This is a genomic window from Frankia sp. R43 (assembly GCF_001306465.1).
GTDB classification, from domain to species: domain Bacteria; phylum Actinomycetota; class Actinomycetes; order Frankiales; family Frankiaceae; genus Parafrankia; species Parafrankia irregularis.
On the sequence record NZ_LFCW01000002.1, the window covers coordinates 1,128,633 to 1,143,668 of the forward strand.

15 protein-coding genes are annotated in these 15,036 nt (G+C 68.6%); 8 read left to right on the top strand and 7 right to left on the bottom strand.

The window, feature by feature from the left end; all coding sequences use genetic code 11:
* Nucleotide 1 precedes the first annotated feature (1 nt).
* From ACG83_RS12645 to ACG83_RS12660, 4 genes are all read left to right on the top strand, one after another.
* The gene (locus tag ACG83_RS12645) at nt 2-1,114 is read left to right on the top strand and encodes a TIGR03857 family LLM class F420-dependent oxidoreductase (protein WP_054566294.1); all 1,113 of its coding nucleotides are present in this window, start codon (nt 2-4) and stop codon (nt 1,112-1,114) included.
* Nucleotides 1,111-2,325, top strand: a complete 1,215-nt coding sequence (locus ACG83_RS12650; RefSeq protein ID WP_054566295.1) for a phosphotransferase — start codon at nt 1,111-1,113, stop codon at nt 2,323-2,325. The genes ACG83_RS12645 and ACG83_RS12650 overlap by 4 nt, the downstream gene beginning before the upstream one ends.
* 23 nt (nt 2,326-2,348) lie before the next feature.
* Nucleotides 2,349-3,146 carry a coniferyl-alcohol dehydrogenase gene (locus ACG83_RS12655; protein ID WP_054566296.1) on the top strand — a complete coding sequence of 266 codons (798 nt, stop codon included), beginning with the start codon at nt 2,349-2,351 and terminating at the stop codon, nt 3,144-3,146.
* A gap of 131 nt (nt 3,147-3,277) precedes the next feature.
* Nucleotides 3,278-4,468: an amidohydrolase family protein gene (locus ACG83_RS12660; RefSeq protein WP_054566297.1), complete on the top strand. Its 1,191-nt coding sequence runs from the start codon at nt 3,278-3,280 to the stop codon at nt 4,466-4,468.
* Between the two features lie 40 nt (nt 4,469-4,508).
* Here the strand turns inward: ACG83_RS12660 and ACG83_RS12665 are convergent, their stop codons facing one another.
* From ACG83_RS12665 to ACG83_RS44100, 3 genes are all read right to left on the bottom strand, one after another.
* Nucleotides 4,509-5,453 carry an alpha/beta fold hydrolase gene (locus ACG83_RS12665; protein ID WP_235497848.1) on the bottom strand — a complete coding sequence of 315 codons (945 nt, stop codon included), beginning with the start codon at nt 5,451-5,453 and terminating at the stop codon, nt 4,509-4,511.
* 127 nt (nt 5,454-5,580) lie between these two features.
* Nucleotides 5,581-5,805 carry a hypothetical protein gene (locus ACG83_RS12670; RefSeq protein WP_054566299.1) on the bottom strand — a complete coding sequence of 75 codons (225 nt, stop codon included), beginning with the start codon at nt 5,803-5,805 and terminating at the stop codon, nt 5,581-5,583.
* A 251-nt stretch (nt 5,806-6,056) separates the two neighbouring features.
* Entirely contained in the window at nt 6,057-6,860 is an 804-nt protein-coding gene (locus tag ACG83_RS44100) for a hypothetical protein (RefSeq protein ID WP_152991356.1), read from the bottom strand.
* 72 nt (nt 6,861-6,932) lie between these two features.
* Here ACG83_RS44100 and ACG83_RS12675 point away from each other — a divergent pair, with 72 nt between their 5' ends.
* Nucleotides 6,933-8,468 (top strand): recombinase family protein, encoded by a 1,536-nt coding sequence (locus ACG83_RS12675; protein WP_161934744.1) that lies wholly within the window; start codon nt 6,933-6,935, stop codon nt 8,466-8,468.
* Here the strand turns inward: ACG83_RS12675 and ACG83_RS12680 are convergent.
* From ACG83_RS12680 to ACG83_RS12690, 3 genes are all read right to left on the bottom strand, one after another.
* Nucleotides 8,465-8,764 carry a hypothetical protein gene (locus ACG83_RS12680; RefSeq protein WP_054566301.1) on the bottom strand — a complete coding sequence of 100 codons (300 nt, stop codon included), beginning with the start codon at nt 8,762-8,764 and terminating at the stop codon, nt 8,465-8,467. The two genes, ACG83_RS12675 and ACG83_RS12680, sit on opposite strands and share 4 nt — an antisense overlap.
* A 415-nt stretch (nt 8,765-9,179) precedes the next feature.
* A complete protein-coding gene (locus tag ACG83_RS12685; protein WP_235497849.1) occupies nt 9,180-9,437 on the bottom strand; it encodes a hypothetical protein in 258 nt (85 codons plus the stop codon).
* 1,278 nt (nt 9,438-10,715) lie between these two features.
* Nucleotides 10,716-10,940 carry an AlpA family transcriptional regulator gene (locus tag ACG83_RS12690; protein WP_235497850.1) on the bottom strand — a complete coding sequence of 75 codons (225 nt, stop codon included), beginning with the start codon at nt 10,938-10,940 and terminating at the stop codon, nt 10,716-10,718.
* Nucleotides 10,941-11,064: 124 nt separating this feature from the next.
* On the opposite strand from ACG83_RS12690, the gene ACG83_RS12695 reads away from it, so the two are divergent.
* Entirely contained in the window at nt 11,065-11,475 is a 411-nt protein-coding gene (locus ACG83_RS12695) for a hypothetical protein (RefSeq protein WP_054566303.1), read from the top strand.
* Nucleotides 11,476-12,119: 644 nt separating this feature from the next.
* Complete coding sequence (locus tag ACG83_RS47910) at nt 12,120-12,701, top strand: TIGR02391 family protein (RefSeq protein ID WP_369812881.1); 582 nt, start codon at nt 12,120-12,122, stop codon at nt 12,699-12,701.
* A 292-nt stretch (nt 12,702-12,993) separates the two neighbouring features.
* Here the strand turns inward: ACG83_RS47910 and ACG83_RS45360 are convergent, their stop codons facing one another.
* The gene (locus ACG83_RS45360; RefSeq protein WP_161934746.1) at nt 12,994-13,176 is read right to left on the bottom strand and encodes a hypothetical protein; all 183 of its coding nucleotides are present in this window, start codon (nt 13,174-13,176) and stop codon (nt 12,994-12,996) included.
* A gap of 342 nt (nt 13,177-13,518) precedes the next feature.
* Between ACG83_RS45360 and ACG83_RS12705 the strand changes: the two genes are divergently transcribed.
* Nucleotides 13,519-15,036 carry a helix-turn-helix transcriptional regulator gene (locus tag ACG83_RS12705; protein WP_054566305.1) on the top strand — a complete coding sequence of 506 codons (1,518 nt, stop codon included), beginning with the start codon at nt 13,519-13,521 and terminating at the stop codon, nt 15,034-15,036.

Sequence of the window (15,036 nt, forward strand, 5' to 3'; positions counted from 1 at the left end):
GATGACAACGCAGACCACCGAAACGACGGCGACCACGGGCCAGCTCACCGAGCTCGGCTTCTACACCCTGGCCGGGCACAGCGGGAGCCCGCGCGACCTGGTCGACGAGGTGCGCCAGGCCGAGGAGCTGGGCCTGGGCTCCGCGTTCATCTCGGAGCGGTTCTCCACCAAGGACGCGGCCACCCTGTCCGGCGCCGCCGGAGCGGTCAGCGACACGATCGGCATCGCGACCGCCGCGACGAACCACAACACCCGCCACCCGATCGTCACCGCGACGATGGCGACCACGATGCACCGCCTGACCGGAGGCCGGTTCGCGCTCGGCCTCGGCCGCGGCTTCGACGGCCTGTTCAAGGCGCTCGGCCTGGCGCCGATCACCGGCGCGCAGATCGAGGACGTCGTCGGCCTGCTGCGCCGGCTGTGGAAGGGCGAGATGGTGCTCGGCCACGACGGCCCGGCCGGCAAGTTCCCCTATCTGCACCAGGACCGGGACTTCGACGAGGACATCCCGATCCTCATCGCCGCGCTCGGCACCCGCACCCTGGAGCTCGCCGGCCGCTGCCTCGACGCGGTCGTGCTGCACACCTTCTACTCGGACGCCGCCGTCACCGAGGCGCTCGCCGCCGTCGCGCGGGGAGCGAAGTCGGTGGGGCGGGACCCGGCCGAGGTGCGGGTGTGGTCGGTGCTCGCCACCGTCTCCGACGAGATCCCCGAGGACCGGCGGCTGCTCAAGACCATCGGTCGGCTCGCCTCCTACCTGCAGGGCTACGGCGACCTGATGGTGCGGGTCAACGACTGGGACCCGGCGGTGCTGGAGCGTTTCCGGGCCGACACGTTCGTTCGCGGCTTCAAGGGCGCCTTCGACGCGAAGGCGACCACCGCCGAGCTCGAGCATCTCGCCACGCTGATCCCGGCGGAGTGGATCGCGACCAGCGCAACCGGCAGCCCGCGGCAGTGCGCCGACGCCGTCGCCCGCCAGTTCGACCTGGGTGTGACGGGCGTGATCATGCACGGCGCGACGCCGACGGAGCTCACCTCGGTGGTGGACGCGTACCGCGGGATCCGTCCGCCGGCCGTCCGTGACCTGCCGGCGAACCCGGGGCGGGTCGCATGACCGGAGACGTTCGCGCACCAGCCGCACCAGCCGCACCAGCCGCACCCGCAGCCGCGTCACCAGCCGCGTCCGGGCACGCGGCGGTCCTGGGTGGCAGCCCCGGGATCGTCGACGACCCGGCCGAGATCACTCCGGCCTGGATGACCGACGTCCTGCGGGCGGGCGGTCTCGACGCCGAGGTGACCGGGGTGCGATACGAGCCGGTCGGCACCGGCCAGACGGCCGTCAGCTACCGCTTCCACCTCGACGGACGTGGGGCGGACGGAGGTGGGGCGCCGGCCAGCCTGGTGGTCAAGATGGCCGCCGGTGCGCCGGACGTCCGCCGGCGGCTGCGGTCCGCCTACCGCAACGAGGTCGGTTTCTACGCCTACTTCGCGCACCGGGCGGCGATTCGGACGCCCCGCTGCTGGTACGCCGCGGTCAGCGACGACCTGCTCCGGTTCACCCTGGTGCTCGACGACGCCTATCCGGCCGAGGCCGGCAGCCAGCTCGACGGCTGCTCGCCGGCGCGGGCGACGATCGCCGTGCGCAACCTCGCGGGCCTGCACGCCCCGTTCTGGAACGCCGAGAACCTGGGCGGGGAGGAGGGCTTCGGGAAGGACGCCCCGCTCGGGAGGGACACGGCCTGGCCGGTCCGCGCGGACGAACGCGGCATGGCCTACCTCGGCAAGGTGGTGACGGCGGCGGCCGCCGAGTTCACAGAGCGGTACCGGGAGCAGCTCGAGCCGGAGGACGCCGAGACGCTGCTGCGCGCGGCGGCACTCGTCAGCGGCTGGGGCCGGCACACGGCCACCCGCCATTCTCTGATCCACGGGGACTACCGGCTCGACAATCTCCTGTTCACCGGCGACTCGGACGTCCAGGCCGTCGACTGGCAGACGCTGGAGATCGGTTTTCCGGGGCGGGACCTCGCCTACTTCCTGTCCACCGCGCTCGCGCCGGCGCAGCGGCGGGCTCAGGAGGTGGAGCTGGTCGCCGCGTATCACGACCAGCTCGTCGAGTACGGCGTGACCGGCTACTCGGGCGCGGACTGTTTCGAGGACTACCGCCGCGGAATGCTGCAGGGCCCGCTGATCACGATGATCGGCTGCGTGTACGCGAGTGCTCCGCGCACGGACAGCTCCGATCGGATGTTCCTGTCGATGGCCACCAACGCGGCCCGCGCGATTCGCGACCTGGGTGTCCTCGATCTGCTCTCGGCCTCGGCATAAGGCATTCCGCACCGGAGGTTCACGTGGAAATTCCGTTCGGCTACCGCGGGCGGCGGGTGGTCGTCACCGGCGGTGCCTCCGGCATCGGCGCGGCCCTGCTCGACCTGCTCCTGGATCTCGGCGCCGCCGACATCACTGTGATCGACCGGAATCCTCCGGATGCCAAGGTCGACCATTTCATCGAGGCCGACCTGTCGTCCCAGGCCGGTGTCGACGCGGCCGTGGCGGCGATCGAGGGCCCTGTCCACGTGCTGTTCAACAACGCCGGTGTCGCGGGCACGCAGCCGGCGCCGGTCGTGTTCAGCGTGAACTACCTGGCGGTCCGGCGGCTGACGCAGGAGCTGGCGGCGCAGATGCCGGCCGGCGCGGCCGTCGTCATCACCTCGTCCATGGCCGGCATCGGCTGGCAGGCGCACAAGGACGAGCTGCTCAAGCTGCTGGCGATCGACGACTGGGACGAGGCCCTGACCTGGCTCGACGCCCATCCCGACCTGGCCGCCGACCCGTACGCGCTGTCCAAGGAGTGCACCCAGCTCTACACGCACTACGCGGCGCGCGGGGCCAGCTGGGCGCGGACGCGGATCAACAGCGCCTGCCCCGGCCCGGTCAGCACGCCGCTGCTGAGCGACTTCCGGGTGACGATGACCGACGAGCTCATCGACTGGTCGGTCCGGCAGGGCAACGGGCGGGCGGCCACGCCGGCCGAGGTCGCGCGGATCCTGGCCTTCCTCGGCTCGGACGCCGCCGGCTACCTCAACGGCGTGAACATCCCGGTGGACGCGGGCCTGCAGGCAGCGCTCATCACCGGCCAGACCGACTGAGGCCACCGGCCAGACCGACTGAGGCGCCAGCGCCGAAGCGGCCGGTAACCTAGTATTGACATCGACGTCGACTTTGAAGGGTTGGCGTCGAAGTATCGACCTGAGACAGTGATCGGGAAGCGAGGTGGATCGTGACCAGCCCGGCGACCAAGCCATGGATCTTCGACTTCGACAACCACTACTACGAGGCCGAGGATGCCTTCACGAGATACCAGGACCCCTCGCTGCGCAACAGGGGGGTCCGCTGGGCCGAGGTGAACGGCCGGCGGCGCCTGCTCGTGGGCGGCACCCTCAACTCCTACATCGCCAACCCGACGTTCAACCCCGTCGCGAAGCCGGGCGCGCTGTACGACTGGTACCGGGGCAACCCGCGCCAGCAGCAGATCAAGGACGCGTTCGGTGAGCTGGAGCCGCTGCCCGCCGAGTACCAGGACCGCGCGGCCCGGCTGCGGGTGATGGACGAGCAGGGCCTCGCCGCCATGCTGGTGTTCCCGACCCTCGGTGTCGGCCTCGAGGACGCGCTCAAGCGCGACACCGACGCCGCCGGCAAGGTGTTCCAGGCGTTCAACCGGTGGCTGGACGACGACTGGGGCTTCCGCTACGAGAACCGCCTGTTCGCGGTGCCCTACATCCCGCTGCTCGACCCGGTGTTCGCCGCCGAGGAGCTGCGCCGCCTCATCGACGGCGGTGCCCTCGTCGTGAACGTGCGCAACGCGCCGGTGCCGGTGGCCGGCGGCTACCGCTCGCCGTTCGACCCGGCCTACGACCCGTTCTGGGGCCTGGCCGCCGAAGCCGGTGTCGCGGTGGCCACGCACGCCGGCCTGGACGGATACGACGCCCTCGTGCAGATGTGGGAGCCGGGCGGTGAGGAGACCTCGCTGTTCCGCTCGCCGCTGCGCGGCATCGTCACGAAGAGCCGCGCGGTCAGCGACTTCTACGCCGCCGCGGTCTGCCACCGGATCTTCGACCGGTTCCCGGCGCTGCGCTTCGCCAGCGTGGAGAACGGCGCCTCCTGGGTGCCGGAGCTGCTGCACCGCCTCGACGACGCCGCCAACCGCAACCCCGGCTACTTCCGCGACTCCCCGCGGGAGGTGTTCGGCGAGCATGTCTGGATCACCCCCTTCTGGGAGGACGACATCGACACGCTCGTCAAGGACGTCCGGGTCGACCGCCTGCTGCTCGGCTCGGACTGGCCGCACGCCGAGGGCGTGCGTCAGCCTGTGGACTTCCTGGACGAGTCCCTCTCCGGCCTCAGCGAGGCGGACGTCCGGCTGGTCGCCCGTGACAACGCGCTGGCGGTCACCGGAATCAAGCTCGACTGATCTCCGCCTGATCCTCCCCGGTCCGCCCGTGCGTCCGCGGTCAGCCTGCTGACCGCGGACGCACCGTGGCGGCCAGGTCTGCGTGCAGGTCCGCGAGCAGGCGCAGACACTCGTCCGTGGCGTCGAGGACGAGATGATGGTGGGCGTCGGGCACCGTCACGAACGTCGTTCCGGCCGGCAACGCGGCGCGGGCATATGCGGCGACCTCGTCGGTGACGATGAGGCTGCGCCCGGCGCGTACGAACCACACCGGATTCCGCAGCCGTGCCAGGCTCTCCGTCACCCGGTCGTTGTCGATCAGCGGCAGCCCGCGTTGATCGAACTTCCAGGTCCAGCCCTGGGCGGCCGTGCTCGGGCGCACCGCGTACTCGGCGACCGGGCGGACCACCTCTGCGGAGGGCTCCGGCTGCGGCGGCCGCAGCCGGAACCTCGCCGCGGCGACGTCCCGGGTGGGATAGCGGATCTCGCGCCCCGGCGGAAGTGACGTCATCCGAGGCGGCGGCGAGCCGGCCGGCCGGAGCATCGAATCGAACATGACGATCCCGCCGAACCGGTCCGGATGATCGGCCCCGGCGACCGCGGCGATCCGGCCGCCCATGCTGTGCCCGACCAGCAGCGCCTGCCGGGATCCGACCGCGTCGAGCACCGCGATCAGGTCGGACGTCCACACGTCCACGCCGTAGCGTTCGCGATGCCCGCTGTCGCCGTGACCACTGAGGTCGAACCGGATCACCCGCCAGCGTTCCTCCAACGTCGGCAGCATCCGGTACCACCACCCGTGATGCGCCCGGTAGCCGTGCACCAGCACCAGGTCCCGGCTTCCCGACCCGGACACCGCGTAGCGGATCGGCGTGCCGTCCACCAGCACTGTGCCCGGCAGCGCGAAGTCGGACATCCGTGGTCCCTGCCCGGATGTCCCCAACTCGGCCAGCGCCGCCGGCCTGGCGGCAGCCTCGGTCTCGACCCGGCCCACTGCGCTCCCCACCGTGCGTCTCTCGTACCAGCCAGAACCGGTCAATTCTGGATCGGCCCGGTTCTCCGGTGCGCGCGGATGTGGCCGGCGCAGCAGGGGTGATCGCCCCCGCGGTGCGGAGACCGCCGCGATGCCAGGCTCAGGGTGTCGGGGCGGCCAGGCCGAGGGTCGTGGTGAGCCGGGTGCGCATCCGCTGTCTGCGCTGCTCGTAGAAGTCCAGGAACGAGGTGAGGTCGAGTGGCAGGCCGTCGAGATCGTTGTGGGCCTGGTACTGCTTGCGCTTCGCCTCGGTCCAGTGCTTCTCGGCGAGCCAGTCCGCGGGCAGCTTGGCGCTCTTCTCGATGCCTGGGATCTCGGCGAGCAACTGCAGGTTCGGTAGCCGGTTGACCGCGTCGATGTACGCGTCGATCGGGTTCGCCGGGATGCCCGCGTCGGCCAGCCGCTTCTTGGTGAACCGTGACTTCGGGAAGATGTGGTCCTGGTGGAACTGCTTGCACAGATCGGTCCGGGTAGAGCAGTGCGAGGATTGCGAACGTCCGCTGACCGCCGTACTTCATATCCAGCAGGTCGTCGATCGCGGTCATCCCGGTCTCGATCTCCCCGATCGGGAATCCGTCAGCGCCGTGATCGTTGATCGTCTGGCGGATCCGGGTCAGCAGCCCGTCCAGGCCCGATCCCCAGACGCCGCGCTTCAGCAGCGAGCGGACGACCCAGCTTTGTACCCGCTCGCGGTCCTCCGCGGCCGCCGCCGACGTCAGGTAGCTGTCCTTCAGCCCGCGGTGTCGCAGATAGCAGGCGATCGGAATGATCACACTGTCGGCGGTCAGCGTACGCGCGTCGAAACCGAAGGCCCGCAGCAGAGCGGCGGCACGCAGGAGCGCGTTTCTCGTCTCCCCCCACTGGCCTCTCGACCGTCGCCATCCTGCGCGGGGTGAAGCTGGCGACCTGGAACTCGATGTCTCCGCCCGCGCCCATCAGCGCAGTCTTGAGTGCCACGTCCTTGGAGAAGTCGAAGCGCCGGCCACCGCCTGCGTTCAGCTCCTCGACCAGGCTGCGTACCTCCTCCCGGGCATCGAGATGCGTCCACAAGCTGGTGGCCATGGTCAGGAGAAGGTCGGAGTGGGACAGCGTCGTACCACCGCTGTTGACCCGGATGAAGATGTCGACGACCTTGTCTGCCTCCGGCGACTTCTCCAGGTAGTAGTTGATCGGCTTGCACTGGCGAGCGGGTGTTTGCCGGGTGGGGCGGTTCCGCTGAACCGCCCCACACCCTTCGTGGGCCGTCACGGTCGGGCCCGCCGTCGCCACGGTCGGGGTCGGATTGGGTTGGGGTTGTGGGAACTGTCGGTGGTCGGTGTGACGATGCGCCGGACCGATGGAGCGACGACACCCCTGGCCCGGTGACCTGATGATCGACACTGCTGTTCCTCCCTCCGACACCCTGGACCCCGATGACGTCCCGGTCACCGAGCTGGAGACCGCGATCTGCCAGTGGGCGGGCCGGATCGCGGCCGCTACCTGCGCCTGGCTATGCGCACGATCATGCCTGCCATCTACGGGCCCACAGCGTCGTACACTCCGCACATGTCCGGTGACGTCCCGGTCGCGGTCTACGTCCGGATCTCCTATGACCGGTACGGCAAGCGGCACGGGGTCAGTGACCAGACCTCCGACGTCATCGACCTCATCGAGCGGACCCCCGGCCTGGTGTTGGGTGAGGTCTACGAGGACAACGACATCTCCGCGTTCAACAAGGACGCTGAGCGCCCGGAGTACAACCGGCTGATCCGGGACATCCGGGCGGGCCGGTGGACGGCCGTGGGCTGCGTCCGGGGCAGCCGTCTCGTCCGGCAGCGCCTGCAGCGGGCGGAGTTCATCGACCTGATGGAGTCGGTGCACGGCAAGGTCTACACGACCGACGGGACGGTCTACGACTTCGCCAGTGAGGTCGGCCGGGGGCAGTTCGACTCGGACGGGGTGAAGGACACCAACGAGTCGGAGAAGATCTCCGCGCGGGTGACCCGCGCGCACGTCCGGATGGCGAACCAGGGCCGATTCGCTGGCGGGAAGCGCCCGTACGGCTATCAGCGCAAGCGCGAGATCATCGGCGATGAGATCGTGGTGACCTGGCTGATCCAGCCGCAGGAAGCCGAGATCCTGCGGGAAGTGGCCCGCCGGGTGATGCGCGGCGAGTCGGTGCACGCGGTCGCGATGGACCTCAACCGGCGCGGGGTGCCGACCGCGCAAGGTCGGAAGTGGTGGGACGGCCCGGTGCTGGGCCGGATGCTCGTCCGGCCGGGCATCGCCGGTCTGCGCAGCTTCAAGGGCTACGACAACATCGTGGCCCCGGGCGACTGGGAGCCGATCCTGCCGGTGGAGGAGTGGCAGGCGTTGAAGGCCACCATCGAGGAGCGGGCGGCCCGCCGGATCGTGCCCGGCAACGAGGTGAAGCAGCTCCTCGCCGGGTTCATGGTCTGCGCGACCTGCGGCACCCGGATGCGTAGCTCCGTCAGCAGCCGGCGGCCGGATGCGTTCCGGTGCTCGGTGATCGGCGACTCGTGCGCGACGAAGGTGCACGTACCGGCACGGCCGGTCGAAGATCTGCTGACCGACCTGATCGCGCGCCGGTTGCGGGAGTACGCCGAGTACACGGCCGAGGAGGGTCCGTCGACCAGCGCGGCGAAGCTCGCGGAACTGGCGTCACGGATGGACCGGCTGGCCGGAATGTGGGCGCGCGGTGAGCTGTCAGACGAGGCCTACGGCAGCGCGCACCGCGCCGCGGAGACGGAACGCAACGATCTGCGTCGGCAGGCCGAGCAGGAGGCCCTGCGGCGGGTCGTCCTGCCCGGCCCGGACGCGATCGCCGCGTGGGAGTCCGGTGACCTGATGCGGCGCCGGTCCATCCTCACGCTGCTGGTCGACCAGATCGTGGTCGCACCGACCCGGTCGGGGCGAAAGCCGTTCGACCCGAACCGGGTGACGGTGCACTGGCGGCAGCACGAGACCGACGCCGCCGGTCAGGATTAGTCGTCGCCGGGCGGGTCGTGCAGGATGCGCGCGATCCGGGCCCGCACCGGCGCGGGTAAGTCCGGTGCACGGGCGAGTGTCTCGGTGAGCCATCGTTCCCGGACGTCGTCCGTGCCGGTGGTGGGCGCCGGGTCGGGTGTCCGCTGGGTGGGGATGGTGGTCGTGGCAGCCGCGCCGGTGCCGGCGCGGCTGTTGCGTTTCCGGGTACGGGTCCGTCGTGTCGTGCGTGTGCAGGCGAGGTCGGGCGACGCGACCGTGGTGGCCTCCAGAACGGCGAAACGGGGCAGACACGCCACCGCCCGCCGGGCAGTCACTGCCGGGCGGGCGGGTCCAGAACCGGAGAACGCCGATCAACCCTGACCGACAGCATCTCCTATCTATTACAACGAATGGCGACCTTGAATTAGTCCCATTTCCGGGCGCGGAGTCCGGCCACCGGCGGACCCGGGGCCGATCGGTACGCCGTGCGGCGTGGCCCGGTGAGTGTCAGGCGATGTTTGAACTGGCCTGCAGGGGCGCTGTGAGCCGGGTTCAGTCGTTCGTGTTGTCGGTGCCGGGATGGAGCCCCGTCATCCGGTCTGGCCTCTCCACCGGAGCCCGGTCATCCGGTCTGGGCTCTCCACCGAGGAACCACGCGACTGGAGCGTCGCTGGCTGGATCGGCGGCGCGCCGCACACGCCCAAGCCGCCCCAGCGACTCTGGCAGGGCAGGTTAGGCGGAGCCGACTACGAACGTGCCGATGACGGTCACGCCGTCCTGCTCGTAGACCGGTACCAGGGTTCGCTCGCCGGCCGCCTGTGCCTGTGCCCGTGCCCGTGCCACGGCCTTTTCTCCGGGAGTCTTCGCGACGACTCCGGGCCTCCCGTTCGCCACGTCGAGTTCGGTCCGCCTGACGTAGCCCCGTTTCCCGTCCCTGAGCCCAGCCGAGATCAGGTCCGGAAACTCGCTTCGAGGCAGGCCGAGCTTCACGGCCGGCACTGCCGAGCCGTAGGTCTCTCCGGCGGCATTGGTTGGCCAGACTGGTCGTGACTCATCATCGGGCATAGCGCCATTGTCTTCGCCTATCCCGCCGACGCTGTGCGCCGCCCTCGACGCCAGGCCCGGGTCGCCGCGATCAGTTGGAACGGAAACTTGGCGGGCCATCCCAGGCCAGACCGGATGACGTACGGCCAGCGACAGGCCACCGCGACTGACGCAAGACCAGATACGGCGATGCTTGGCAAGTGAGGTAGCGCGCTGGTTGGCACGGGTAGCGGTGGCGCTACCCGTGGTGCTACCGGTCGGACCGGGTCTGACCTGCGGACATCGGCGAAGGTAGCGGGTAGCGGCCGGCACCGCCGACCGGCCGCGATCGGCTGTAGAGGGGGTGCGCCGGGCGGCATTGCCGCTACCGCTACCACCGGCGGCCCGCCCGGCCGATGGTCGCGTCCATCGACGACTTCGGCGATCAATCACCCTAAGCGACTATCGCAGGCGGGAGGGTTGGACCCGCGTGCCGCACGCGGCCCGACACGAGGAGGGGTCAGACACGCGTTTCAGCGGCTTTTCGCGGTTTCGGCGAGGCACCCGCTAACACGCTAAGTCCCAGCTCAGAAGCAGTATGGCCCGCTAACAGGGGTGCTAACAGTTAGCACCCCTGCCGCTAACAGCTCATGCTCCCGACGGCGCGCCGACCATTACGATTAGTAATCGGAATGGTCGTGCGCACCGGCCGAAGTGACCACGACGCGCACCCCGGGGCCTCGGCACCAGCCGACCAACAAACCGCGCACCGTCACCGGGCGCACCGCGGCCGAGAACCGGTCCGCCGCAACCCGCACCGATCATCACGTGATGACCGTGGCGCCATGCGCGACCGGTACGGACATCCACGGGGGCCACGGCTCGCGAACGCGCCGAGACCGTCCCCAGATCCACCGCACGGCCACCCCGCCGGCTACCTTCGGTGATCGACCGCGCGGCGGACGTCCGATCGCCAGACGGTTTGCAGTCGAACGCGGGGAGGGGTCTCCAGGCCGGTTCTCCCCGGTTCTCGCGATTCCGCCGACCTGGCCGCTTGCACGAAAACACCCAGCTCAGCGCCAGTTTCACCCGCTTTACAGGGGTGCTTACGTAAGCAGTCGCGCCGCTTGCAGCAAGCACCACCGACCCACGCCCAACGCACCCTCATTTGTCACTGTCCGCCAGCTCTCCGGAGACAGGAGGGGCTGCCGGGCGACGACCGACGTGCGGACCTCAGGCCACAGTTCACGTGCCATCGTCAGGGGCAGGCCGACGCCGGGCGATCCACTCCTGAACGTCCGACGGGCGCCACAGCCGGAAGTGCCGGACCGTCTGCACCGGCACCGGGAAGTCCGGCCGGTGCGAGAGCTGACGCGCCCGCTCTGTCGTGACCCCAAGCTCCTTGGCGATGTCGCCGGTCGTCCACAGCGATTCGTCGGTCACGGCCGCGATGGTATAGCCCAACCCCAAACAGCCACCTACTATTGGGGTTGCCCTACCCCAAGAGGTCCACTCGCAGCGGTCCGAGGTCAGTGCTGGCACACCGTCCCCGGACCTGGACCACATCCCTGCCACCGACAGGAGACGTGACCCTGTGCCCAGTATTCAGCCCCCCGACCACGGCCCCTGGCGCAACCCGTTCGACGGGCAGCGCTTCGTCTCCGTCCGCCGCACCGACCGGGGACTCTACGAACTCACCCTCACCCCCGGCGCCGACCTCCACGACCTCATCGACGTCACCGCAACCCTGCCCCGCGTCGTCTACCTCGACCACCGACCCGCAGAACCCACCGACCCGGCTGTCATCCTGACCTTCGGCCCTATCCCTACACCCGCCCGGCGTCCGGCGCATCCGAGCACCGACGGCCCCGTCGGCTGGACACCCACCGTCGACACCACCACCGACCCGCCGACGCTGGCCGAGGCCGACTTCCGTTCCATCCTCGACGCCCGCATCTACCGCCTGTACGGACGCCACCTCAACGACACCCACTCCACTTCGTAGATCGTCTAGCAGACCGGAAGGGGCGCCCCAGGGCGCCCCTTTTCGCGTTTCAGGGCAAGTGACCAGACAGCCGCTAGGACGCTAGAGCCCAGTTCACAGCCCCTATCGGCCGCTAGACAAGCTGCTAGGCCTAGCAGACCCGCCTGCTAGGCCTAGCAGAGGAATCAGGACCCGTGGGGGCGTTCAGCAACATCCGGGCAGTCGAAGCCGATGTGGCAGCAACGCCAGGGGCGTTCAGGTCAAGATCGGAGCCGGCGTCATCCGCGACACCTGGCCCGCTTCGACGGACAGGGTGCACATCTCACCCAGCATCCGCCTCATCACCTTCTGGAATTTGCTGTTCACCAAGCGGATCGGACCAGATCGGGAGTGTGACACACTACGCCCACACCAGGCACCCAAGGAGCACTGACCAGACAATGGCGGAACGCATTATATCGTTTCTACGCACAAGGCCGACAATATTCTGGATTTCAGTAGGCCTGGGGATTGCGAGTTTCTTCATCATATTCTATGGGGATAGCTATTCGACCGCCTCTCCGGGGGCCCGCTGGGGAAATGCGATCGCCGCAACAATAGTTTTCGGACTAACTCCCATTTTTCTTCGATGGCTAGGTCTGAGCGTGCGCGAAATGACAGGCAGGATGGCGCGACGGCGGCATGGCCCGCAGATCCCTTCCGGGTCTTTCGGGGTGGCGAGAATCGATACCGGTGTGAAAATAGATTCCAGATCACAGTTTAGATCCGACGAAGTTTACCTTACTACGCCTCGCGCCACCGGCCACGGCTCTCAACTGCTCGTCGATCTCGGCGCCTTTCAGCTGCATCCCTGGATCTACGATTTTGCGTTGGTAGACCTTTGGGAGGGTGGACACTTCCGCCAAGCGGTAGAACAAGCAGGCCGTAGCGTCTCGGGTCAAACGCAGGCCAAATCGCGACGGTTCGACATCGCTGACGACAAGCTCATTCAGGACCTGCTGAGCGACAATGAGCCAAAGCCGGGAGCCCCGCGTCTGCGATTCCCGGGCGATCAAAAGACCCCAACTTGGGGAAACCGTATGCGAGGGGCGCGATTCTTCTCGCAGGGGTGCTATGCGGGAATCAGAAACATCGCGGCGCATGAGCAGCATGTACCCTGGAGCAAGGAGCACTGCCTAGAGTACCTCGCAGCCTTCAGTATCCTTGCCCGGTGGATCGACGAGTGCGAACTGTACCGGCTGGACTAACTGAGATCTCAGTAGAAGCCGACACCCTATAGTCATCGGTCTAATATTGCGTCGCCATCCATCGGCTCGCAACCGCCAGCCTTTGTGAAGATGGTCCACGCGATGAGTTCGCATGTCTCGCGCGTGATTCGTCGAGTGATTCTCTGTGTTCGGTCTTCCACCTCTAGCGGGAGAATAACGTTGGGGTCTTGCAGTTTCTCGTGTGCCCAGATGTGGGCTTCGTTCCAGGTGGCGAAGATCGCGACCTGAACGCCGTAACCGTTCAGGACCGCAAAGGGCCGGATGTGTTGGGCTACGGCTTCGCCGAACGCCCTTCCTCCCGGCCGGTGATCTTGGCTAGCTGGTCTTTGATCCACCTGACTTCCTCCGTAGCGTTTTCGGCTCGCTCCATCAGCGCGGCGTATTCGAGGGGTTCGACGGGCAGGCGCTCTCGGTAACCGATGAGCCTGCCTTCCAGTTCCTCCATCGCGGTCACAGCGACGTCACTCTGCAAGTTCAAAAGTCTCAGCGGAAGATCGACGCCGAGGTTCGGTGCGCCCGAACGGCCACCGCTTATCCGGTCCACTGCCTGCCCTCTCTTTCGCCCGGGGTAACGCGTGGAGCAGCACCCGAGGCCGAGGAGCGCACCGCCGCATGCTGGTGTGCGGCCTTCTCGACCCGGCCCCGGGGCCTGACGCAAGCCTGGGATCAAAGACTCGTGATCACTAGAACGGGCACGCATGACCGGCATGCGCCGGGCGCATAGGCGACCGACCGTGGTGGATAGACTACGCAGGCAAGATCCGGGCCCGGGAGGTCATGAAGGGGCGCCCTTGCGATGAGCGACCACCACAGCGATTCTCGCTACTGCCGGTGCGGAACTCGTCTTGCCCGTGACAACGACCGGGGATCGTGCGGGCCCTGCCAGCGCCAGGCACGCAACCTCGGCACCGGCGCACCGGCGGTACCAGCCGGATTCTGGGACGCTTCCGATCAACTTCGCGACGCCCTCGATGAGCGTCACCTCGGCCGGGTGATCACGGCCTACCGCAACCATCCCCACCACGGCGTTGCCCTGTCTCAGGAGACGGTCGCCGGGTGGATGGGCGTCACGCAGACGCGGCTCAGCAGAATCGAATCTGGCGATCCGATCACTGATCTCACGAAGCTCATCCGATGGGCCGAGGCTCTGCGGATCCCGGAAGACCTGCTGTGGTTCAAACTCCCATCACCACGCACCGGCAAGCCGTCCCAGACCGGCACCGATGCCAGACCATCGGCCGCGCCGGAGTTTCCCGGCGTCGCCGGACCGGCGGGAGTAGGTGGCACGAGTCCGCCGGTTGATCAGTACCGGGTTATCGCCGATGTAGGGGAGGTGGTCATCGTGGCCATCGACCGGCGCACGTTCCTCGCGGGAAGCGGCGCGGGATTCCTGGTCGGGGGCAAGGTCATGCCCCTGGCGTCGTACCAGCAGGTCGCGCCCGAGGCCATCGAGCACCTGGCCGCGCAGCTTGACGGCTACTACCGTGCCGACGCCACACTCGGCCCCCACACCGTCATTCCGTCGGTGCTCGTGCAGCAAGAGCTGATCCGGCAGTTCCTGCGGGTCGCCCGGGGACCCGAACGGCAGGCCCTGCTCCGTACCAGCGTCGCCTACGCCGGTCTGACGACCTGGCTGTACCAGGACGCCGGAGACCTGGCGACCGCGTCGCAGTGGGCGAACCAGGCGCTCGAACTCGCCCACCGGGTGGGAGACACCCAACTCGTCCGACACGCGCTGACCAACAAGGCGATGATCTGCACCGACCAGCAGGACGGGCCGGGCGCCCTCGACCTCACCAGCGCCGCATTGGCGGATGAGGACAGTCTCTGCGCGAAGGTCCGGGTGCAGGCGATGCAGCAGACGGCCCACGGCTACGCGCTCATCGGTGACCGGCGCGGCGCTGACTACGCCCTCGACAAGGCCGCCGCGTTGCTCTCGCGTGTCGATGACGACTACCCGTGGTTCAACGCCTGCCGACGCACTCCCGGCTACATCGAGGTCCAGCGGGCCACCTGCTACAACCGTCTCGGCCTCGGCCGCGAAGCCCTGCCTTTGTGGGAGCAGGTCATCTCCGCCCTGCCCACCACTGCGCGCCGGGACAAGGGCGTGTACCGGGCCCGGCAGGCCGCCGCGCACGCTCAGGCCGGGAATCCGGACGCCGCCGCGGACGCTGTGACGCATGCCGTCACCGTCGCTCAGGAGACGAGTTCGGCGCGGCTGCGGCAGGAACTCCACGGAGTTTGGCGTCACCTCACGCCGTGGCATGACCATGAGACCGGACGACAGGTCAAAGCTCTGCTGGCGACACTGTAG

Excerpts from the sequence above, each read along its gene's own strand:
- ACG83_RS12645 (WP_054566294.1), top strand. The coding sequence starts at position 2 with ATGACAACGCAGACCACCGAAACGACGGCGACCACGGGCCAGCTCACC.
- ACG83_RS12650 (WP_054566295.1), top strand. The coding sequence starts at position 1,111 with ATGACCGGAGACGTTCGCGCACCAGCCGCACCAGCCGCACCAGCCGCA.
- ACG83_RS47910 (WP_369812881.1), top strand. The coding sequence starts at position 12,120 with ATGGCGCGACGGCGGCATGGCCCGCAGATCCCTTCCGGGTCTTTCGGG.
- ACG83_RS12705 (WP_054566305.1), top strand. The coding sequence starts at position 13,519 with ATGAGCGACCACCACAGCGATTCTCGCTACTGCCGGTGCGGAACTCGT.